15 protein-coding genes are annotated in these 21,134 nt (G+C 60.5%); 13 read left to right on the plus strand and 2 right to left on the minus strand.

All coding sequences use genetic code 11. The annotated features are described in order from the left end of the window. Positions 1–34: 34 nt before the first annotated feature. From IHQ43_RS24740 to IHQ43_RS24795, 12 genes are all read left to right on the plus strand, one after another. Positions 35–211, plus strand: coding sequence for a hypothetical protein (locus tag IHQ43_RS24740; RefSeq protein ID WP_003176118.1), 177 nt, complete (start codon positions 35–37; stop codon positions 209–211). Further along, complete coding sequence (locus tag IHQ43_RS24745) at positions 195–3,149, plus strand: sensor histidine kinase (protein ID WP_007959612.1); 2,955 nt, start codon at positions 195–197, stop codon at positions 3,147–3,149. Before IHQ43_RS24740 ends, IHQ43_RS24745 begins: the two co-directional genes overlap by 17 nt. 22 nt (positions 3,150–3,171) lie before the next feature. Continuing rightward, complete coding sequence (locus IHQ43_RS24750; protein ID WP_192562424.1) at positions 3,172–4,608, plus strand: sigma-54-dependent transcriptional regulator; 1,437 nt, start codon at positions 3,172–3,174, stop codon at positions 4,606–4,608. 734 nt (positions 4,609–5,342) lie between these two features. After that, the gene (locus IHQ43_RS24755) at positions 5,343–6,743 is read left to right on the plus strand and encodes a polynucleotide adenylyltransferase PcnB (protein WP_192562425.1); all 1,401 of its coding nucleotides are present in this window, start codon (positions 5,343–5,345) and stop codon (positions 6,741–6,743) included. A gap of 3 nt (positions 6,744–6,746) precedes the next feature. Further along, complete coding sequence (folK, locus tag IHQ43_RS24760) at positions 6,747–7,232, plus strand: 2-amino-4-hydroxy-6-hydroxymethyldihydropteridine diphosphokinase (protein WP_192562426.1); 486 nt, start codon at positions 6,747–6,749, stop codon at positions 7,230–7,232. A gap of 380 nt (positions 7,233–7,612) precedes the next feature. Next, positions 7,613–8,413, plus strand: a complete 801-nt coding sequence (gene panB / locus IHQ43_RS24765; RefSeq protein WP_039771642.1) for a 3-methyl-2-oxobutanoate hydroxymethyltransferase — start codon at positions 7,613–7,615, stop codon at positions 8,411–8,413. After that, complete coding sequence (panC, locus tag IHQ43_RS24770; protein ID WP_192562427.1) at positions 8,410–9,270, plus strand: pantoate--beta-alanine ligase; 861 nt, start codon at positions 8,410–8,412, stop codon at positions 9,268–9,270. The genes panB and panC overlap by 4 nt, the downstream gene beginning before the upstream one ends. Positions 9,271–9,628: 358 nt before the next feature. Further along, positions 9,629–11,293: a glucose-6-phosphate isomerase gene (gene pgi / locus IHQ43_RS24775; RefSeq protein ID WP_192562428.1), complete on the plus strand. Its 1,665-nt coding sequence runs from the start codon at positions 9,629–9,631 to the stop codon at positions 11,291–11,293. A 192-nt stretch (positions 11,294–11,485) separates the two neighbouring features. Next, on the plus strand, positions 11,486–13,423 hold the full coding sequence (gene acs, locus IHQ43_RS24780) for an acetate--CoA ligase (protein ID WP_192562429.1): 1,938 nt from the start codon (positions 11,486–11,488) through the stop codon (positions 13,421–13,423). Positions 13,424–13,568: 145 nt separating this feature from the next. Further along, on the plus strand, positions 13,569–14,585 hold the full coding sequence (locus tag IHQ43_RS24785) for a class I SAM-dependent rRNA methyltransferase (protein ID WP_192562430.1): 1,017 nt from the start codon (positions 13,569–13,571) through the stop codon (positions 14,583–14,585). Between the two features lie 133 nt (positions 14,586–14,718). Then, complete coding sequence (locus IHQ43_RS24790) at positions 14,719–17,670, plus strand: DUF748 domain-containing protein (RefSeq protein ID WP_192562431.1); 2,952 nt, start codon at positions 14,719–14,721, stop codon at positions 17,668–17,670. Beyond that, positions 17,670–17,966: a DUF2845 domain-containing protein gene (locus IHQ43_RS24795; RefSeq protein ID WP_192562432.1), complete on the plus strand. Its 297-nt coding sequence runs from the start codon at positions 17,670–17,672 to the stop codon at positions 17,964–17,966. The genes IHQ43_RS24790 and IHQ43_RS24795 overlap by 1 nt, the downstream gene beginning before the upstream one ends. 168 nt (positions 17,967–18,134) lie before the next feature. Here IHQ43_RS24795 and IHQ43_RS24800 read toward each other — a convergent pair whose 3' ends face one another. Next, positions 18,135–18,491: a BON domain-containing protein gene (locus tag IHQ43_RS24800; protein WP_192562433.1), complete on the minus strand. Its 357-nt coding sequence runs from the start codon at positions 18,489–18,491 to the stop codon at positions 18,135–18,137. 297 nt (positions 18,492–18,788) lie between these two features. Further along, complete coding sequence (locus IHQ43_RS24805) at positions 18,789–19,205, minus strand: pilin (protein WP_192562434.1); 417 nt, start codon at positions 19,203–19,205, stop codon at positions 18,789–18,791. 226 nt (positions 19,206–19,431) lie between these two features. Here IHQ43_RS24805 and pilB point away from each other — a divergent pair, with 226 nt between their 5' ends. Then, entirely contained in the window at positions 19,432–21,132 is a 1,701-nt protein-coding gene (pilB, locus tag IHQ43_RS24810; RefSeq protein ID WP_192562435.1) for a type IV-A pilus assembly ATPase PilB, read from the plus strand. The last annotated feature ends 2 nt before the right edge of the window (positions 21,133–21,134 follow it).

Raw genomic sequence — 21,134 nt, forward strand, 5'->3', positions numbered from 1 at the left:
TTTTCGGGCACGTGCATAAAAAAGAGAGGCCGGGATGTACATCTATCGCTTGGTCCTGCTTCTGGTCGTGGGGATCTACCTGTTTTCTCCCGCCATCATGGATTGGTGGATCGACGCTACGGGCGCCTGGTATCGCCCTTATCTGCTCTGGCTGATCCTGATTGTCGTGACCTTCATCCTGCAGAGCCAAAAAGATGCCGATGAGCTTTAGCCTGACCCAGATGCTGCTGATCAGCGCCGCCTACCTGGCCGCGTTGTTCGGGGTGGCGTGGATCAGTGAACGGGGCATGATCCCGCGGGCGATCATTCGCCATCCGCTGACCTACACCCTGTCGCTGGGGGTCTACGCCAGTGCGTGGGCGTTCTATGGCACGGTCGGTCTGGCCTATCAGTACGGCTACGGCTTTCTGTCCAGTTATCTCGGGGTGTCCGGCGCCTTTCTGCTGGCGCCGGTGCTGTTGTATCCGATTCTGAAGATCACCCGCACTTATCAACTGTCGTCGCTGGCAGACCTGTTCGCCTTCCGCTTTCGCAGCACCTGGGCCGGTGCGCTGACCACGATTTTCATGCTGATCGGCGTATTGCCGTTGCTGGCGTTGCAGATCCAGGCCGTGGCCGACTCCATCGGCATCCTCACCGGCGAACCGGTGCAGAATCGCGTGGCCCTGGCGTTCTGTGCGCTGATCATCCTGTTCACGATCTTCTTCGGTTCCCGTCATATCGCCACCCGTGAAAAGCACGAAGGGCTGGTATTCGCGATTGCCTTCGAATCGGTGATCAAACTGGCAGCACTCGGCGGTGTCGGCCTCTACGCGCTGTACGGCGTGTTCGACGGCCCGCAACAGCTTGAACTTTGGCTGTTGCAGAACCAGACCGCCCTCGCCGCCCTGCACACCCCGTTGCAGGAAGGCCCGTGGCGCACGTTGCTGCTGGTGTTTTTCGCCTCGGCGATCGTGATGCCGCACATGTATCACATGACCTTCACCGAAAACCTCAACCCGCGCTCTCTGGTCAGCGCGAGCTGGGGCCTGCCGCTGTTCCTGTTGCTGATGAGCCTGGCGGTGCCGCTGATTCTCTGGGCCGGCCTGAAACTCGGCGCCACCACCAATCCGGAATACTTCACCCTCGGCATCGGCATCGCCGCCAACAGCAAGTCGCTGGCGTTGCTGGCCTATGTCGGCGGTCTGTCGGCGGCCAGTGGTCTGATCATCGTCACCACGCTGGCGCTGTCGGGCATGGCCCTGAACCATCTGGTGCTGCCGCTCTATCAGCCACCGGCCGAGGGCAACATCTATCGCTGGCTGAAATGGACCCGCCGGGCGCTGATCGTCGCGATCATCATGGCCGGTTTCTGCTTCTACCTGATGCTGGGCGCCGAGCAGGATCTGGCCAACCTCGGCATCGTCGCCTTCGTTGCGACCCTGCAATTCCTGCCGGGTGTGCTGTCGGTGCTGTACTGGCCGACCGCCAATCGCCGCGGCTTTATCGCCGGTCTGCTGGCGGGGATCGTGGTGTGGGTCGTGACCATGCTGTTGCCGCTGGTCGGCAATCTGCAGGGTTTCTATATTCCGCTGCTGAACATGATCTACGTGCTGGACGACACCAGTTGGCACATGGCGGCCATCGCCTCGCTGGCGGCCAACGTCCTGATGTTCACGCTGATTTCGCTGTTCACCAATGCCAGCCCGGAAGAGGCCAGCGCTGCCGAAGCCTGCGCTGTGGATAACGTGCGCCGTCCGCAACGCCGCGAATTGCACGCAGCCTCCCCGCAAGAGTTCGCCACGCAACTGGCCAAGCCGCTGGGCGCCAAGGCTGCGCAGAAAGAAGTCGAGCAGGCCCTGCGCGACCTTTATCTGCCGTTCGACGAACGTCGCCCCTACGCCCTGCGCCGCCTGCGTGACCGGATCGAAGCCAACCTGTCCGGACTGATGGGCCCGAGCGTCGCCCAGGACATGGTGGAAACCTTTCTGCCGTACAAGGCCGGCGGCGAAAACTACGTCACCGAAGACATCCACTTCATTGAAAGCCGCCTTGAGGATTACCACTCTCGCCTGACAGGTCTGGCGGCCGAGCTCGACGCCTTGCGCCGCTACCACCGCCAGACCTTGCAGGAACTGCCGATGGGCGTCTGCTCGCTGGCCAAGGATCAGGAGATCCTGATGTGGAACAAGGCCATGGAAGAGCTGACCGGAATCGCCGCCCAGCGAGTGGTCGGCTCGCGCCTGAGCACCATCGCCAATCCGTGGAAAGATCTGCTGCAGGGCTTCATCCACCTGCCCGACGAGCACTTGCACAAACAGCACCTGGCCCTCGACGGCCAGACCCGCTGGCTGAACCTGCACAAAGCGGCCATCGATGAACCGCTGGCACCGGGCAATAGCGGCCTGGTGCTGCTGGTGGAAGACCTGACCGAAACCCAGATGCTCGAAGACAAACTGGTGCACTCAGAGCGCCTGGCCAGCATCGGCCGACTCGCGGCGGGGGTGGCCCATGAAATCGGCAACCCGATTACCGGTATCGCCTGTCTGGCGCAGAACCTGCGGGAAGAGCGCGAAGAGGATGGTGAGCTGACGGAAATCAGCGGCCAGATCCTCGAACAGACCAAACGCGTGTCACGCATCGTCCAGTCGTTGATGAGCTTCGCCCACGCCGGCAGCCATCAGCACAGCGACGAGCCCGTCTGTCTGGCAGAAGTCGCCCAGGACGCCATCGGCCTGCTGGCGCTCAACCGACGCAATTTCGAAGTCCAGTTCTACAACCTGTGCGATCCCGATCACTGGGTCGAAGGCGATCCGCAGCGGCTCGCCCAGGTGCTGATCAATCTGCTCTCCAACGCCCGTGATGCCTCGCCTGCCGGCAGTGCGGTGCGGGTCAAGAGCGAAGCCGGCGAACACACGGTCGATCTGATCGTCGAAGACGAAGGCAGCGGTATTCCGTCGAGCATCATGGATCGATTGTTCGAACCCTTCTTCACCACCAAGGATCCTGGCGAAGGCACCGGTCTGGGCCTTGCACTGGTCTATTCCATCGTTGAAGAGCATTATGGACAAATCACCATCGACAGCCCGGCTGATGTTCAGAGCCAGCGCGGCACCCGTATCCGGGTGACATTGCCGCGCCATGTCGAAGCGACGTCCGCTGTGAACTGAGACCGTCGAGAGTATCGAATCAATGCCGCACATTTTGATCGTCGAAGACGAAACCATTATCCGCTCCGCCTTGCGCCGCCTGCTGGAACGCAACCAGTACCAGGTCAGCGAAGCCGGTTCAGTGCAGGAAGCACAAGAACGCTTCAGTATTCCCACATTCGATCTGATCGTCAGTGACCTGCGTCTGCCGGGTGCTCCGGGCACTGAGCTGATCAAGCTCGGCCAGGGTACGCCGGTGCTGATCATGACCAGCTACGCCAGCCTGCGCTCGGCGGTCGACTCGATGAAGATGGGCGCGGTGGATTACATCGCCAAGCCTTTCGACCACGATGAAATGCTTCAGGCCGTCGCGCGGATCCTGCGCGATCGCCAGTCGGCGCCTGCAGCCAGCGAAGCAGCTCCCGCCAAATCAGCCAATGGCAGCGGTAAATCCGCCATCGACAACAGCAATGGCGAAATCGGCATCATCGGTTCCTGCCCGCCGATGCAAGATCTTTACGGCAAGATTCGTAAAGTCGCCCCGACCGATTCCAACGTGCTGATCCAGGGCGAGTCCGGTACCGGTAAAGAACTGGTGGCCCGCGCCCTGCACAACCTGTCGAAACGCGCCAAGGCACCGATGATCTCGGTGAACTGCGCGGCCATTCCGGAAAGCCTGATCGAGTCCGAACTGTTCGGTCACGAGAAAGGTGCGTTCACCGGTGCCAGCGCCGGTCGCGCCGGTCTGGTGGAAGCGGCGGACGGCGGCACCCTGTTCCTCGACGAGATCGGTGAGTTGCCACTTGAGGCCCAGGCTCGTTTGCTGCGCGTGTTGCAGGAAGGCGAGATTCGCCGGGTGGGCTCGGTCCAGTCGCAGAAGGTCGATGTCCGGTTGATCGCTGCAACCCACCGGGACCTCAAGAGCCTGGCGAAAATCGGCCAGTTCCGTGAGGACTTGTACTACCGCCTCCACGTGATCGCGTTGAAACTGCCGGCCCTGCGCGAGCGTGGCGCCGACGTCAACGAAATCGCCAATGCGTTCCTCGCGCGCCAGAGCGCACGCATCAACCGCACCGACCTGAAATTTGCCGCCGATGCCGAACAGGCGATCCGGCACTATTCCTGGCCGGGTAACGTGCGGGAACTGGAAAACGCCGTCGAGCGCGCGGTGATTCTGAGCGAAAGCCCGGAAATCTCTGCCGACCTGCTGGGCATCGACATCGAGCTGGGCGACCTGGAGGACGACGAATTCATCGGCCTGCCGGCTCAACAGCCCGGTAACGCCAGCAACAGCAGCCACGAGCCGACCGAAGATCTGTCACTGGAGGACTACTTCCAGCATTTCGTACTCGAGCATCAGGACCACATGACCGAGACCGAACTGGCGCGCAAACTGGGCGTCAGCCGCAAATGCTTGTGGGAACGTCGCCAGCGTCTGGGCATTCCACGGCGCAAGACCGGGGTCGCCAGCGAGAGCTGAACGTTACCTGTCGAGTGTGCGGGTTACCGTTGAAGAAGTGAAAAAACTGTTACCTCAGTCTTTTCACGTAACAGAAGCCGGGGTTATCGGTAACGAAACCCCGGCTTTTTTTCGCCCCGCGAAAACGGTTATATCGACCTAACCCCTTGTTTTATTGGGGTTCGCAAAAGTTGGCACGCCACCTGCTATATGTTTGGTACAAGAACAATAACAAGCAATGCACAAGACAATAAAAATAAGACGAATCGACTCACGCACAATAAAAACAAGACGGCGAGAGGCGCAGCTAACTGATTCTTTTGGAGAGGCGTTGTATTTGGGGCTAGCCCCACGACCAGGCCGAGAACAACAAAAACTGTCTTAAGACAGAGCCTGTACTGGTTGGATCGCAAGATCACTGCAACACAGCGACCAAAGCAATCCGTTTGCTCTTGGCTCCCGATTGGGAGGGTCATGAAGGAAAAGCTTCATGGCGAGGGCACTCAACAAAAACAAGAAGCCCGAATCAATAATAAAAAGAGCACGCAACTACTTCTTGGGGAGCTTCGGCTCCCCTTGTAGTTTCTCCTTCACGGCAAATCCCCCCTTCTGACGCATCTTCACCCCCTCTAGCCTGCGGCTTGCAGCGCAAATCGGCAGCGTCCTACACCATCCCTCGACTAAATGCTAGAATCCCGGCCCATCATGCGGTCATTCTCTGGTATGGCCGAACATTCCTTCAAACAGTGCATCCCATGCTGAAGAAGCTGTTCCAGTCATTCCGAACTCCCCTGCGTCGTACGCAACACATCCGTAGCACGCCTGAAGTCCTCAACAGCGGCCAACATTCGCTGCAGAAGGCGCAATTCAGCCGTTACGCGGTCAACATCGTCGAACGTCTGCAGGGCGCCGGCTACCAGGCCTACCTGGTTGGCGGTTGCGTGCGAGACATGCTGCTGGGCATCACGCCCAAAGACTTCGACGTCGCCACCAGCGCCACCCCCGAGCAGGTCCGTGCCGAATTCCGCAATGCGCGGATCATCGGTCGCCGCTTCAAGCTGGTACATATCCATTTCGGCCGCGAAATCATTGAAGTCGCGACTTTCCGCGCCAATCACCCGCAAAACGAAGACGACGAAGACAGCAACCAGTCTTCGCGCAACGAGAGCGGGCGCATTCTGCGTGACAACGTTTACGGCACCCTGGAAGAAGACGCGCAACGCCGCGACTTCACCATCAACGCCCTGTATTACGATCCGGTCAGCGAGCGCATCCTCGATTACGCCAACGGCGTACACGACATCCGCAACCACCTGATCCGCCTGATCGGCGACCCGAAGCAACGCTACCAGGAAGACCCGGTACGGATGCTGAGGGCTGTGCGTTTCGCCGCCAAGCTCAATTTCGGTATCGAGAAGCACACCGTCCAGCCGATCCGCGAACTGGCGCCGATGCTGCGCGAGATTCCGTCGGCCCGCCTGTTCGAGGAAGTGCTCAAGCTGTTCCTCTCCGGTCACGGCGCGATCACCTTCGAGATGCTGGTCGACCTGCAACTGTTCGCACCGCTGTTTCCGGCCAGTGCCGATGCGCTGGAACACAACCCGGAATACACCCACACGCTGATCAGCGAAGCACTGACCAACACCGACCTGCGGATCAAGCAGAACAAACCGGTGACCCCGGCATTCCTGTTCGCCGCGCTGCTGTGGCCTGCCCTGCCGGCCCGCGTGCTGCGTCTGCAAGAGCGCGGCATGCCGCCAATTCCGGCGATGCAGGAAGGCGCTCACGAACTGATCGCCGAACAGTGCCAGCGCATTGCGATTCCAAAGCGCTTCACCATGCCGATCCGCGAGATCTGGGACATGCAGGAGCGCCTGCCACGTCGCAGCGGCAAACGCGCCGACCTGCTGCTGGACAATCCGCGCTTCCGCGCTGGCTACGATTTCCTGCTGCTGCGTGAAAGCGCTGGCGAGCAGACCGATGGCCTGGGTGAATGGTGGACCGATTATCAGGACGCCAACGACAGCGAACGTCGCGACATGATCCGCGACCTCAGCGGCAAGGGTGATGACGCCAGTGGCGCACCGCGCAAGCGTCGCCGCAGCAGTGGTTCCAAGCGCAAACGCGCCAGCGCACCGAGCGCCACGGGCGAATAAGCTATGGAACGCATCTACATCGGCATGGGCAGCAACCTGGCTGACCCGGCCGAACAACTGCGCAGCGCGGTCGACGCGCTGGGGCAATTGCCCGACACCGAACTGGTCGGGGTCTCCGCGTTTTATCAGAGCGACTCGCTGCTGCCGGGCCAACCGCGTTACACCAACGCGGTCGCCGCGCTCGACAGCACGCTCGCCCCGCTGGATCTGCTCGATGCCTTGCAGGCGATCGAAAACGATCAGGGCCGCGAGCGCCTGGAGCGCTGGGGCCCGCGCACGCTGGATCTGGACATTCTGCTGTTCGGTGAACGCCTGATCGACGAGTCGCGCCTCAAAGTCCCGCATTACCACATGCAGAAGCGCGCGTTCGTTCTCTATCCCCTGGCCGAACTGGCCCCCGAAGATCTGCGCCTGGCCGATGGCCGCACCCTTGCCGATCTGCTCGCAGCCTGCCCGTTCGTCGGCCTCGAACGCATTACCTCAAACTGATACCACACCCTGTGGGAGCGAGCTTGCTCGCGAAGGCAATCTGACCGTCAATATCTGCATTGGCTGACTGACCGCTTTCGCGAGCAAGCTCGCTCCCACAGGGGCTTTTGTAGGACAAAAACTCCGCAGATCAGGCCCGCCGGCCCGCTGAATCGCATCAGTAACGCCGGTAACACTCCCCTCGTAACAATGCGGTAACACATGCAATTGACTTCCTGAGGTCTCATCACGACTATAGGCGTCCCGCTGCCGCCAACCCGGCATACAAGGGCGCAATCCAGGCCTTATAAGCACGACAAAAGAGCGTGCGCCTGAATAGATGACGAATCACGCGCGTTACTCGCAGTAGTTTCCAGAGCGCCTGAACGAGGATTTCTTACATGCCAGCCATCACCCTGACCACGCTCCAGAGCCTCAAGCAGAAAGGTGAGAAGATCACCATGCTGACCTGCTATGACGCGACCTTCGCCCACGCCTGCAACGAGGCCGGTGTCGAAGTGCTGCTGGTGGGCGACTCCCTCGGCATGGTCCTGCAGGGTCACGACAGCACCCTGCCGGTGACCACCGCAGAAATGGCCTACCACGTCGCCAGCGTAAAGCGTGGCAACTCTGATGCCCTGATCCTGGCCGACCTGCCGTTCATGGCCAACGCCACCCTTGAACAAACCATGACCAACAGCGCCCTGCTGATGCAGGCCGGCGCGCACATGGTCAAGGTCGAAGGCGCCTTGTGGCTGGCGGACTCGATCCGCCTGCTCGCCGAACGCGGCGTACCGGTCTGCGCCCACATGGGCCTGACCCCGCAAGCCGTGAACATTCTCGGCGGCTATAAAGTTCAAGGTCGCAACGAGAACCAGGCACGCCAGATGCGCGCCGACGCGATCTCCCTGGAGCAGGCAGGCGCAGCCATGTTGCTGCTCGAATGCGTGCCTAGCGAACTGGCGGCTGAAATCAGCCAGGCCGTGAAGATTCCGGTGATCGGCATCGGCGCCGGCAGCGACACCGACGGTCAGGTGCTGGTACTGCACGACATGCTCGGCCTGTCGATCAGCGGCCGCGTGCCGAAGTTCGTGAAGAATTTCATGCAGGGTCAGGACAGCATCCAGTCCGCGCTGAAGGCTTACGTCAGTGAAGTCAAAGCCACCACTTTCCCCGGGATCGAACACGGATTCTCTGCATGAACACCGTCAAAACCGTACGTGAACTGCGCGCCGCCGTGGCGCGCGCCCGCAGTGAGGGCAAGCGCATCGGCTTCGTGCCGACCATGGGCAACCTGCACAGCGGCCACATTGCCCTGATCACCAAGGCCACCCAGCGCGTGGACTTCGTGGTTGCGAGCATTTTCGTCAACCCGCTGCAGTTCGGCGCCGGCGAGGACCTCGACAAATACCCGCGCACCCTGGCGGCGGATCAGGAAAAACTGCTGGAAGCCGGATGCGACCTGCTGTTCGCTCCGACCGTTGAAGAAATGTACCCCGACGGCATGGCCGGTCAGACCCGGGTCAGCGTGCCGCAACTCTCCGAAGGCCTGTGCGGCGCCAGCCGTCCGGGGCACTTCGAAGGCGTGGCGACGGTGGTCAGCAAGCTGTTCAACATGGTCCAGCCGGACCTGGCGATCTTCGGCCAGAAAGACTTCCAGCAACTGGCAGTGATCCGCGCGCTGGTGCACGACCTGAACATGCCGATCCAGATCATCGGCGAGCCGACCGTACGCGCAGCAGACGGTCTGGCGCTGTCGTCGCGCAACGGTTTCCTCAGTGAAGAACAGCGCACCGTGGCGCCGGTGGTCTATCGCACCCTGAGCAGCATTGCCGAGTCGATCAAGCAAGGTAAACGCGACTTCCCTGCCCTGATCCAGGCGCAACGCCAGCAACTGGAAGCCGCCGGGCTGCGTCCGGATTATCTGGAAATCCGCCACGCCCTGACTCTGCGTCCGGCAACGGCGCAAGATCGTGATCTGGTGATTCTGGTCGCGGCATTCCTTGGCACCACGCGGTTGATCGACAACCTGCATCTGAATCTCGATACCCCCGCCTGAACACCGCAACATCAACATGCGGGAGCGAACCTGTTCGCTCCCGCATTCGTGTTACATCCCCTTCCAAGTCGTATTGCTGAGCACCTGACCATCGGGCAAACTGCCCGACGTTCGACTCCACGCGATAAGCAGGGACTTGCTCGCATTACCCGCCGTCTGTCGGCTCCGACTGTTATCAATGTTAAAAAAGTACCGAAAACAGGTCAGACAAAGCCAAGACAGATCGCGGCGCTGGGTTTACTGTATTCGCCCTGCGCCAAAGTAATCGTGTCGACGCAGTTGCCCCCTCGCCCAAACATGGCGGGGAGGTCTTTTCAGAGTTCAAAAGGCCGTTCAAGTAAAAAGGAAAACCGCAGCGATGGCGTACTACCGCACTCCTCATGACGTTACCGCTCTGCCTGCCTGGCAAGCGTTGAAAGATCACCGCCAAGCCATGCAGGATTTCAGCATGCGCGAAGCCTTCAACGCCGATCCGCAGCGCTTCAATCAGTTCACCCTCAGCAGCTGCGGACTGTTTCTCGACTATTCGAAGAATCTGATCAACGCCGAGACCCGCAACCTGCTGGTGGGTCTGGCCAATGAAGTCGATCTCAAGGGCGCGATCAAGGCGCTGTTCGACGGCGAAATCGTCAACTCTTCCGAAGGCCGCCCGGCGCTGCACACCGCCCTGCGTCGCCCGGTCGGCGACAAGCTGTCGGTCAACGGTGTCAACGTGATGCCTGAAGTACACAAGGTGCTGAACCAGATCACCGATCTCGTGGGCCGCATCCACGACGGTCTGTGGCGCGGTTACACCGAGAAGCCGATCACTGACGTGGTGAACATCGGCATCGGTGGTTCGTTCCTCGGCCCGGAGCTGGTCTCTGAAGCCCTGCTGTCCTACGCCCAGAAAGGCGTGCGTTGCCATTACCTGGCGAACATCGACGGCAGCGAATTCCACGAACTGACGCAAAAACTGCGCGCCGAGACCACGCTGTTCATCGTTTCGTCGAAATCGTTCAACACCCTCGAAACCCTGAAAAACGCCCAGGCCGCCCGCGCCTGGTACCTGGCTCAGGGCGGTTCGGAAGCCGAGCTGTATCGCCATTTCATCGCGGTATCGAGCAACAACGCGGCAGCCGTGGCCTTCGGTATCCGCGAAGAAAACATCTTCCCGATGTGGGACTGGGTCGGCGGTCGTTACTCGCTGTGGTCGGCCATCGGTCTGCCAATCGCGCTGGCCATCGGCATGTCCAACTTCAAGGAACTGCTGTCCGGTGCCTACACCATGGACCAGCATTTCCAGAGCGCGCCGTTCGAACAGAACATGCCGGTGCTGCTGGCCCTGCTCGGCGTGTGGTACGGCAACTTCTGGGGCGCGCAAAGCCACGCGATCCTGCCGTACGACCACTACCTGCGTAACATCACCAAGCACTTGCAACAGCTGGACATGGAATCCAACGGCAAGAGCGTGCGTCAGGACGGCACCGCAGTGTCGACCGACACTGGCCCTGTGATCTGGGGCGGCGTCGGCTGCAACGGTCAGCACGCTTACCACCAGCTGCTGCACCAAGGCACCCAGCTGATCCCGGCCGACTTCATCGTGCCGATCGTCAGCTTCAACCCGGTCTCCGACCACCACCAGTGGCTGTACGCCAACTGCCTGTCGCAGAGTCAGGCGCTGATGCTCGGCAAGACCCTGCCGGAAGCCGAAGCGGAACTGCGCGATAAAGGCATGAGCGAAGACCAGGTGCAGAAACTCGCACCGCACAAGGTGATCCCGGGCAACCGTCCGAGCAACACCATCGTGGTCGAGCGCATCAGCCCGCGTCGTCTCGGCGCACTGGTGGCGATGTACGAACACAAAGTCTTCGTGCAAAGCGTGGTCTGGGGCATCAACGCCTTCGACCAGTGGGGCGTGGAGCTGGGCAAGGAACTGGGCAAGGGCGTCTACAACCGCCTGGTCGGCAGCGAAGAAACCGCCGCTGAAGACCCGTCCACCCAAGGCCTGATCAACTACTTCCGTGGCCGTCACCGCGGTTGATCTGATCACGCTGTAGTAATCCTGTGGGAGCGAGCTTGCTCGCGATTTCGGTTATTCATTCAACATCAAGGTTGACTGAAACTCCGCCATCGCGAGCAAGCTCGCTCCCACAGTTGTTTTGCGCGTGACTTGAACCTGTTGACCTCTCGGCGCATCTTTATCCTTGTCGCACAACAAGAATAAGGAACCGTCATGTTCGATATCAGCACGTTCCCCAAAGCCGATGCCGTCCGCCGGGCTGCACAGTTGAGTCAGGACGACTACCAGCGCCTGTACCGCGAATCCATTGAACACCCCAGCACCTTCTGGGCCGAACAGGCCACTCGCTTCCTCGACTGGAGCACGCCGTGGCAGACCGTCCAGCGCTATGACCTGAAGACCGGCGAAGCCGCCTGGTTTGCCGGTGGCAAGCTGAACGTCAGCTACAACTGCATCGACCGCCATCTGCAAAAGCGCGGCGATCAGACCGCCATCCTCTGGGAAGGCGACGACCCTGCCGAATCGACGCAAATCACCTACAGCAAACTCCATCACCACGTCTGCCGCCTGGCCAACGTGCTGAAAAGCCGTGGCGTGAAAAAAGGCGACCGGGTGTGCATCTACATGCCGATGATCCCCGAAGCCGCTTACGCCATGCTCGCCTGCGCGCGGATCGGCGCGATTCACTCGGTGGTGTTTGGCGGTTTCTCTCCGGACTCCCTGCGCGACCGTATTCTCGACGCCGACTGCCGCACCGTGATCACCGCCGACGAAGGCGTGCGCGGTGGCAAGTTCGTGCCGCTGAAACAGAACGTCGACAAGGCCCTGCAGAGTTGCCCGAATGTCAGCACCGTCGTGGTGGTCGAGCGTACCCAGAACAAGGTCGACTGGGTCGAAGGCCGCGACCTCTGGTATCACCAGGCCGTGCGCGACGTCAGCGACGATTGCCCGCCGGAACCAATGGACGCCGAAGACCCGCTGTTCATCCTCTACACCTCCGGCAGCACCGGCAAACCCAAGGGCGTGTTGCACACCACCGGCGGTTACCTGCTGCAAGCGGCCATGACTTTCAAGTACGTGCTCGATTACCGCGACGGCGAGGTGTTCTGGTGCACCGCCGACGTCGGCTGGGTTACCGGCCACAGCTACATCGTCTACGGCCCGCTGGCCAACGGCGCGACCACACTGATCTTCGAAGGCGTGCCGAGCTATCCGAGCACTTCGCGGTTCTGGCAGGTGATCGACAAACACAAGGTCAACATTTTCTACACCGCGCCGACCGCCCTGCGCGCGTTGATGCGCGAAGGTGCCGGGCCTTTGCAGGAAACGTCGCGCGAAAGCCTCAGATTGCTCGGCAGTGTCGGTGAGCCGATTAACCCGGAAGCGTGGGAATGGTATTTCAACGTCGTAGGCGAACAACGTTGCCCGATTGTCGATACGTGGTGGCAGACCGAAACCGGCGGCATCATGCTCAGCCCGCTGGTCAGCGCCCAACGGATCAAACCGGGCTGCGCCACACAGCCGATGTTCGGCGTGCAACCGGTGCTGCTCGATGAGCACGGCAAGGAAATCAAAGGCGCCGGCAGTGGCGTGCTGGCGATCAAGTCGAGCTGGCCGGCGCAGATCCGCAGCGTCTACGGCGATCCGCAGCGCATGGTCGACACCTACTTCAAGCCCTACCCCGGTTACTACTTCACCGGCGACGGCGCCCGCCGTGACGAAGATGGCGACTACTGGATCACCGGGCGCATCGATGACGTGATCAATGTCTCCGGCCATCGCATCGGCACCGCCGAGGTGGAGAGTGCGCTGGTGCTGCACGACAGCATCGCCGAAGCCGCCGTGGTCGGTTATCCCCACGACGTCAAAGGTCAGGGGATTTATGCGTTCGTCACACCGATGAACGGCACCGAGCCCAACGACGAGCTGAAAAAGGAACTGCTGGCCCACGTCAGCAAGGAAATCGGCAGCTTCGCCAAACCGGACCTGATCCAGTGGGCCCCGGCCCTGCCGAAGACCCGCTCGGGCAAGATCATGCGGCGAATCCTGCGCAAGATCGCCTGCAACGAACTCGACAGCCTTGGCGACACCTCAACGCTGGCGGATCCGAGTGTGGTGCAGGGCTTGATCGATAAACGCTTGAACCAGTAAGGGTACAAAAGCATCGCGAGCAGGCTCGCTCCCCCAGGGACTCATGATCGTCTTTGGGAGCGAGCCTGCTCGCGATGGGAACCCCTCGATTGCCTGGCAAACTGCTAAACTCCCGCGCCCCGATTCCCTCCAGCAAGGCGCCCGCATGTCTTCCTTGAACCTGGCGCTGCGCGCCGCCCTCGATCAACGCCAGGATCTGCTCGCCGAGCTGCACCGCCAGGGCACCGACTGCTATCGGCTGTTCCACGGCAGCCAGGAAGGTGCCGGCGGCCTGACCATCGACCGCTACGGCCCGCAATTGATGGTGCAGAGCTTTCACCAGACGCTGACGCGCGAAGACCTGCTGCAACTGCACGCCATGATCAACCAGACCCTGGGGCTGGAAACACTGCTGGTCTACAACGACCGCTCCCGTGGCAACTCGCGAATCGACCGTGAAGACAGCGTCTACCGCGCCGACGACGCGGCACTGGCCGATCTGGTCGGCCACGAATGGGGCCTGAATTATCGTGTGCGTGGACGCCACGCCGGGCAGGATCCGCTGCTGTTCCTCGACCTGCGCAACACCCGTGGCTGGGTCAAGGATCACGCCAAGGGCAAAAGCGTACTCAACCTGTTTGCCTACACCTGCGGCGTTGGTCTTAGTGCAGCGGCCGGCGGTGCGCGCGAAGTGTGCAACCTGGATTTCGCCGAGGGCAATCTGGCGGTGGGGCGCGAGAACGGTTTGCTCAACCCGCAACTGCCGACCATGGAGTTCATCCAGTCCGACTATTTCCCGGCGATCCGCCAACTGGCCGGCCTGCCGATCAGCCAGCGTCGCGGGCAGAAACTGCCGAGCTATCAGCGCCTCGAACAGCGTCAGTACGATCTGGTGCTGCTCGACCCACCCGCGTGGGCCAAGAGTGCGTTCGGCACCGTCGACCTGTTGCGCGATTATCAGAGCCTGCTCAAGCCGGCCCTGCTGACCACCGCCGAGAATGGCGTGCTGATCTGCTGCAACAATCTGGCGAAAGTCAGCATGGATGACTGGCGCGAACAGGTGCTGCGCTGCGCCGAAAAAGCCGGGCGGCCGGTGCGTGAATGGAGCGTGATGACGCCAGGTGCCGACTTCCCTTCGCGGGATCAACAACCGCCGTTGAAGACACTGATTCTGCAGCTCTGATCTTTACCCCAGCAGGAGCAGCCTTCGGAGGCTCCTACAGAAATTGCAGACAAATCTGAACAATCCTGTCTCGCGCGATGTACTTCGGAACCGGAATCGCGTGCCATACTCCAAGGCACTCCGATTCAGACAGATGAAGCCACACATGCCCAAAGGATTGATTCGCGCGATTGGCGCCCTGCTGACTGCTCTGGCCCTCTACAGCCTGTTGGGGTTCCTGATTCTGCCGGGCATTGCGCTCAGGGTGGCCAACCAGCAACTGGCCAATTACGCCACGGTGCCGGCGCACATTCAGCGCATCGAGCTCAACCCGTTCAGCCTTGAACTCACACTGTGGGGCCTGGTGATCGGCGAGCCGGGCAAGGAACAAGTCGGCTTCGAACGTCTGTACGCCAACCTGCAGCTCGACAGCCTGTGGACCAAAGCCCTGCATCTGTCCGACATCGAACTGGAAAAATCCAAAACCGAGATCCTGTTCGCCAAGGACGGCCAGCTCAATCTTCTCGGTCTGTTCAAGCTCCCCGCCAGCGAGCCAACCCCGGCCGACCCCGACGCCAAACCGTTTCCGCTGCGCATCGACCGGATCCAGCTGGCCGGCGGCAACCTGCATTTCGTGGATGCGCGTCCCAGCGAGCCGATCGAATTCGTTTACGACAAGCTTGATTTCGAACTGAAAAACCTCAGCACCCTGCCCGATGACAACGCCGACATGACCCTGGTTGCCATCGGCCCGGCCGGCGGGCAGATCGACTGGACCGGAAATTTCAGCCTGATTCCGATCGCCTCCGAAGGGAAACTGAAAATCACCGACGGCAAGATGAAAGTCTGGTGGCCGTATGTACGTGACGCTGTGCCGCTGGATCTGGAAAGTGGCGCGTTCAACCTGAGCACCGACTACAAGCTCAACCTGTCCAAGGAAACCGAACTGCTGTTGAGCAATGTCGACCTCAGCATCGCCCCTTTCGCCATCAAGGCCCCTGACGGACGTCCGCTGGCGAAACTCGAGCGTCTCGACGTCAGCGATACCACCGTGGACCTGGCCAAACAGCAAGTGTTGGTCGGCAAGATCCGCAGCCAGAAGCTGGAAACCTGGGCAGCGCTGGAAGCGGACGGACAGCTGGACTGGCAAAAACTGTTCGCCAGCCAGCCATCGAAACCTGCCGCCAAAGCTGCAGCGGAACCAAAAAACACTCCGGCCGCCGCCGACTCGCCGAAACCCGAGCCGACCGCGCCGAGCAAGCCGTGGCAAGTGCTGCTCAAGGACGTGCAACTGCGTGACTATAAAGTGCATCTGGCCGACCGCTCGGCGAAGCCGGAAGTCACTCTGGACGTCACCCCGCTGAACGTCGATCTGCAAAATTTCGACAGTCTCAACGGCTCGCCTTTCAACCTCAGGCTCGATACCGGCCTGGGCAAGCAAGGCAAGATCAGCGCCGACGGCGTGGTCAACCTGGCCCCGGTCACCGCGCAACTCAACGTGAAAACCCAGGACATTGACCTGCGGGTCGCGCAGTCCTACATCAACCCGTTCATTCGCCTCGAGCTGCGCAGCGGCATGCTCGGCAGCGACCTGAAAGTGAACCTGAAAAGCACCGACCCGCTCGCCCTCAGCGTCACCGGTCGCGCTCAGATCGATCAGTTGCACACCCTCGACACCCTGAAAACCCGCGACTTCCTCAAGTGGCAGCAAGTGGTGGTCGAAGGCCTGAACTATCAGCACGGCGACAGCCTGTCGATCGACAAGGTCAACCTGTTCCAGCCGTACGCTCGGTTCATGATCAACGATGACCGCACCACCAACATCGACGACCTGTTGATCCCGCAACCGGCCGATTCCGGGGCGAAGACCGCCGCGGCGAAACCGGCGAGCAATGACAAACCGCTGGGCATTCACATCGGCGGCATCGCGATCAACGACGGTTCGGCCAACTTCGCCGACTTCAGCCTGACCCCCAACTTCGCCACCGCGATTCAACAGCTCAACGGCCAGATCGGCACCATCGACAGCCGTCAAGCGAAGCCCGCCAGCGTGGACGTCAAGGGCAAGGTGGACCGCTATGCGCCGGTGACCATCAAAGGCGCGGTCAACCCGTTCGACCCGATGGCCAGCCTCGACATCGCCACCAGTTTCAAACGGGTCGAGCTGACCACCCTGACGCCCTACTCCGGCAAGTTCGCCGGCTACCGGATCCGCAAGGGCCGGCTCAACCTCGACCTCCATTACCTGATCACCAAAGGCCAGCTCAAGGCCGAGAACAAAGTCGTGGTCGAGCAGCTGCAACTGGGTGAGAAAGTCGACAGCCCGGATGCCGTGAGCCTGCCGCTGAAACTGGCGATCGCCCTGCTCAAGGATGTCGACGGCAAGATTTCCATCGAGCTGCCGGTGACGGGCGATCTGAACAACCCGCAATTCAGCGTGATGCCGATTGTCTGGCAAACCCTGCGCAACCTGATCGTCAAGGCCGCCGCCGCACCCTTCAAGCTGATTGGCGGTCTGGTCAGCGGTGGCGGCTCGGAAGACCTCGGCACCGTGTCCTTCGCACCGGGTTCCAGCGACCTGAGTAAAGACGCCGAAGCCGCGCTGGTGAAACTGTCGCAAGCGCTGAAGGAGCGTCCGGCCCTGCGCCTGGAAATCGAAGGCACCGCTGCAAAAAGCAGTGACGGCCCGTTGCTCGCCGAACAGCGTCTGGAGCGCGAATACCAGTACAACTACTACAAGATGCTCCAGCGCCGAGGCGACAAGGTACCGGCTCAGGCCTCGCTGATCGAAGTGCCGGAAGGTGAAAAAGGTCCGCTGCTCGAAGGCATCTACCGCACACGTCTGAAAACCCAGCCACCGGCCGAATGGAAGGACCTGGGCAAGGAAGAACGCACGGCGAAAATGCGTGCCGACGTGATCAAGTTCTGGAGTTCCAGCGACGTGCTGCTGCGCCAGCTCGGCCAGGATCGCGCCAGCAGCATCAAGGACTATCTGGTGGACAAGGCCCAACTGGCCGACGATCGCGTGTACTTCATCGACGCCAATCTCGGCGAAGCGGAGAGCGACGGCCGGGTGGTGACGCAACTGCATCTGGATGCCGAGTGATGAACAGCCAATGGCTCACCGCAGTGGGGCTGGCATTGATCGCAAGCCACGCTGCGGCGTCCGATACCTTGCGCTGCGGTAGCCAACTGGTGAGCCTCGGCGACCGTGCCAGCGAGGTACTGCAAAAATGCGGTGAGCCGGTCAGTCGCGATCTGCTCGGTTACAAACGAAGCGCCAACCGTCGCGAAGAGTTTCAGGTCGAAGAGTGGACCTACGGCCCGAGCAACGGCATGTATCAATACCTGCGCTTTGAAGGCAATCGCCTGAGACAGATCGACAGCAAGCGCGGCAACTGACCTCCCCGCGTTTCCCTACCCCTGAATAGAACAGGCCCCGACACACATGTGCCAGGGCCTGTAATGGCCACATTCCGTGTGGCCGTTCGCATGAACTCCAAAGTGCGGCAGACGTATTGCTCGGCCCGCCTGTCGCGCCTTCTCCCGGTCCAGGCGAGAAGTCTTGCCTTACTCGGCTTTCAGACCGTCAGCGGAAACCGCTTTGACGCCTTTGATTTTCTTGGTGATGTTCACGGCGGTGGTTTTCTGAGCCTCGGTGACTGCAACAGTGGAGGACAGGGAAACAACACCTTTGTTGGTTTCGACTTTGATATCAGTGCCTGGGATGCCTTTCTCGGTCACCAGGTCACTTTTGACTTTGGTAGTGATCCAGGTATCGGAAGTAGCTTCTTTCGCCTTGGTGACTTCACCGGCAGCCAGAGTCATTGGCGCCTGGGTAGCCTGGGTCGATTGAGCGAATGCGCCGGTGGCCATGGTCAGGGTCAGCGCGGTAGCAGCAGCGGCAGTGATAGCGAACTTCTTCATACGAGTAACTCCTGTTTTTCTGGAAAGTCTGCTGCTTGTCTTGTCAGCAGGGTTACTGGAGATATTGCGAACGCTGTGCCAACTTTGAAACTGGAAATAAAGCCATATAAATCAATAAGTTATAAAAATAATGATTTCTCGGAATCATGCAAATTGCATGACCGGTGATTTAACTGCATGCAACTTGCAGACTGCAGATAACGGCTTAAGGCCATGATTCCAGAAGTTTTTCACATCAATAGACTCTGCAAAAAAAACCCCGCCGATGCGGCGGGGCTTGTTGTCAGGTGGACTGGATCATGCACCCGTGCATTGTTTAGGCAGATACTCCTGAGCGGCAGTACTGGTGCAGCTCCAGCCATTGGTCGCGTCACGGGTCAAGGTAATGGTTTTACTCAGCACCGGTGCCGGCGCGTTGACCAATGTGCACACAATGGTCCCGGCACCGGTGGATGCTGTGCCAGTAACGGCCAACGTGCAGTTACTGGTAGCGGCAGCACCGCCAGGCCCGGTATTGGCCGTGGTGGGTGCGGTACCGGCATTGATGACATCCTCATACGGGATTTTCATTGCCGAGATTTCGGCCAGCCCCGCCGTCACCTTCGACCGCGCCTGATATTTGGAGTACTGCGGCAGCGCCACAGTCGCGAGAATACCGATGATCGCCACAACGATCAGCAGCTCGATCAGAGTGAAACCTTGTTGGTTCTTCATAGACACGCTCCATGCATGAGTCGGAATCTCATGATCTGAACAGGACTGAGCACAGCCCGTGCCAAACGGCTACAGCCCTGTTCCGCTGGACTTAATCCGGTAGTCATGCCGATTCCTACAACCCGCAACCGCACTATCTGACACTTTTTGTCACCTGCACCCCGCGTGTTTGGCGCTGTCACTTGACTAGGCTATAAGTCATGAACGGCAAGCACGTGGAAACCCCATGAATGACATCGCTCTGAGCGGTCTGGCCAAACAACTGGTCCAGGCCGAACTGCTCACGGAAAAGAGTGCCCAGCAAGCCTGGCAACAGGCGCAGCGCAATCGCCTGTCGCTGGTCAGCTATCTGGTACAGAACAAACTGGTAAAGAGCGCGCAGGTCGCCGAGATTGCCTCGGAGCACTTCGGCATGGCGTTCCTCGACCTCAACTGCCTCGACAAGGAAACCCAGCCAAAGGGCCTGGTCAGTGAAAAACTGGTACGCCAGCACCACGCCCTGCCCCTCTGGCGGCGCGGCAACAAACTGTTCGTGGGGATCTCCGACCCGAGCAATCATCAGGCGATCAATGACATTCAGTTCAGCACGGGGCTGAGCACCGAAGCCATTCTGGTCGAGGACGACAAGCTCACCGACGCCATCGAAAAATTCTTCGACACCCACGCCACCGGCCTGGAGGAAATGGCGGATGTCGATCTCGACGGGCTGGATATCGAATCGGTTGAAGACGGCAAGCAGGACACCCTCGGCGGGGTCGATGCGGACGATGCCCCGGTGGTGCGCTTCGTGCACAAGATGCTGCTGGACGCGATCAAGAGCGGCTCGTCCGACCTGCACTTCGAGCCTTATGAAAAGAACTACCGGGTGCGGGTGCGCACCGACGGCATTCTGCGGGAGGTGGCCAAACCGCCGATTCAGCTCGCCGGGCGCATCGCCGCGCGCCTGAAGGTCATGGCGAGCCTCGACATTTCCGAACGACGCAAACCCCAGGACGGGCGGATCAAGATGCGTCTGTCGAAGAGCAAGTCGATCGACTTTCGGGTCAACACCCTGCCCACGCTCTGGGGCGAGAAAGTGGTGATGCGGATCCTCGACCCCTCCAGCGCCCAGATCGGCATCGATGCCCTCGGTTACGAGCCGGAGCAGAAAGACCTGTACATGGCCGCCCTCAAACAGCCGCAAGGCATGATTCTGGTGACCGGCCCCACCGGCTCGGGCAAAACCGTGTCGCTGTACACCGGGCTGAACATCCTCAACACCGTCGACATCAACATCTCCACTGCCGAAGACCCGGTGGAAATCAACATGGAAGGCATCAACCAGGTCAACGTCAATCCACGCCAGGGGATGGACTTTGCCCAGGCGCTGCGCTCGTTCCTGCGTCAGGACCCGGACGTGATCATGGTCGGCGAGATCCGCGACATCGAAACCGCCGAAATCGCGATCAAGGCCGCCCAGACCGGGCACCTCGTGCTGTCCACCCTGCACACCAACAGCGCGGCGGAAACCCTAACCCGCCTGCACAACATGGGCATTCCCGGTTTCAACATCGCGACCTCGGTGAGCCTGATCATTGCCCAGCGCCTGGCGCGAAAACTCTGCAGCCATTGCAAGAAACCCATCGAAATCCCTCGCGAAACCCTGATCAAGGAAGGTTTCCCCGAGGAACGCATCGGCCATTTCACGATCTATGAGCCCGCCGGTTGCGATCACTGCAACGGCGGGTACAAGGGTCGCGTGGGAATTTATGAAGTGGTGAAGAACACCCCCGAACTGCAACGGCTGATCATGGCCGAAGGCAACTCACTGGAAATCGATACCCAGATGCGCCGGGACGGCTTCAACGACCTGCGCACTTCGGGCCTGATAAAGGCCATGCAAGGCATTACCAGCCTTGAAGAAATCAACCGGGTCACCAAGGACTGAAC

It is taken from the genome of Pseudomonas gozinkensis (assembly GCF_014863585.1).
GTDB lineage: Bacteria > Pseudomonadota > Gammaproteobacteria > Pseudomonadales > Pseudomonadaceae > Aquipseudomonas > Aquipseudomonas gozinkensis.

What these genes read in the sequence shown, in the direction of transcription:
- IHQ43_RS24740 (WP_003176118.1), top strand. Translation starts at nt 35, where the DNA reads ATGTACATCTATCGCTTGGTCCTGCTTCTGGTCGTGGGGATCTACCTG.
- IHQ43_RS24745 (WP_007959612.1), top strand. Translation starts at nt 195, where the DNA reads ATGCCGATGAGCTTTAGCCTGACCCAGATGCTGCTGATCAGCGCCGCC.
- IHQ43_RS24750 (WP_192562424.1), top strand. Translation starts at nt 3,172, where the DNA reads ATGCCGCACATTTTGATCGTCGAAGACGAAACCATTATCCGCTCCGCC.
- IHQ43_RS24755 (WP_192562425.1), top strand. Translation starts at nt 5,343, where the DNA reads ATGCTGAAGAAGCTGTTCCAGTCATTCCGAACTCCCCTGCGTCGTACG.
- folK (WP_192562426.1), top strand. Translation starts at nt 6,747, where the DNA reads ATGGAACGCATCTACATCGGCATGGGCAGCAACCTGGCTGACCCGGCC.
- panB (WP_039771642.1), top strand. Translation starts at nt 7,613, where the DNA reads ATGCCAGCCATCACCCTGACCACGCTCCAGAGCCTCAAGCAGAAAGGT.
- panC (WP_192562427.1), top strand. Translation starts at nt 8,410, where the DNA reads ATGAACACCGTCAAAACCGTACGTGAACTGCGCGCCGCCGTGGCGCGC.
- pgi (WP_192562428.1), top strand. Translation starts at nt 9,629, where the DNA reads ATGGCGTACTACCGCACTCCTCATGACGTTACCGCTCTGCCTGCCTGG.
- acs (WP_192562429.1), top strand. Translation starts at nt 11,486, where the DNA reads ATGTTCGATATCAGCACGTTCCCCAAAGCCGATGCCGTCCGCCGGGCT.
- IHQ43_RS24785 (WP_192562430.1), top strand. Translation starts at nt 13,569, where the DNA reads ATGTCTTCCTTGAACCTGGCGCTGCGCGCCGCCCTCGATCAACGCCAG.
- IHQ43_RS24790 (WP_192562431.1), top strand. Translation starts at nt 14,719, where the DNA reads ATGAAGCCACACATGCCCAAAGGATTGATTCGCGCGATTGGCGCCCTG.
- IHQ43_RS24795 (WP_192562432.1), top strand. Translation starts at nt 17,670, where the DNA reads ATGAACAGCCAATGGCTCACCGCAGTGGGGCTGGCATTGATCGCAAGC.
- IHQ43_RS24800 (WP_192562433.1), bottom strand. Translation starts at nt 18,491, where the DNA reads ATGAAGAAGTTCGCTATCACTGCCGCTGCTGCTACCGCGCTGACCCTG.
- IHQ43_RS24805 (WP_192562434.1), bottom strand. Translation starts at nt 19,205, where the DNA reads ATGAAGAACCAACAAGGTTTCACTCTGATCGAGCTGCTGATCGTTGTG.
- pilB (WP_192562435.1), top strand. Translation starts at nt 19,432, where the DNA reads ATGAATGACATCGCTCTGAGCGGTCTGGCCAAACAACTGGTCCAGGCC.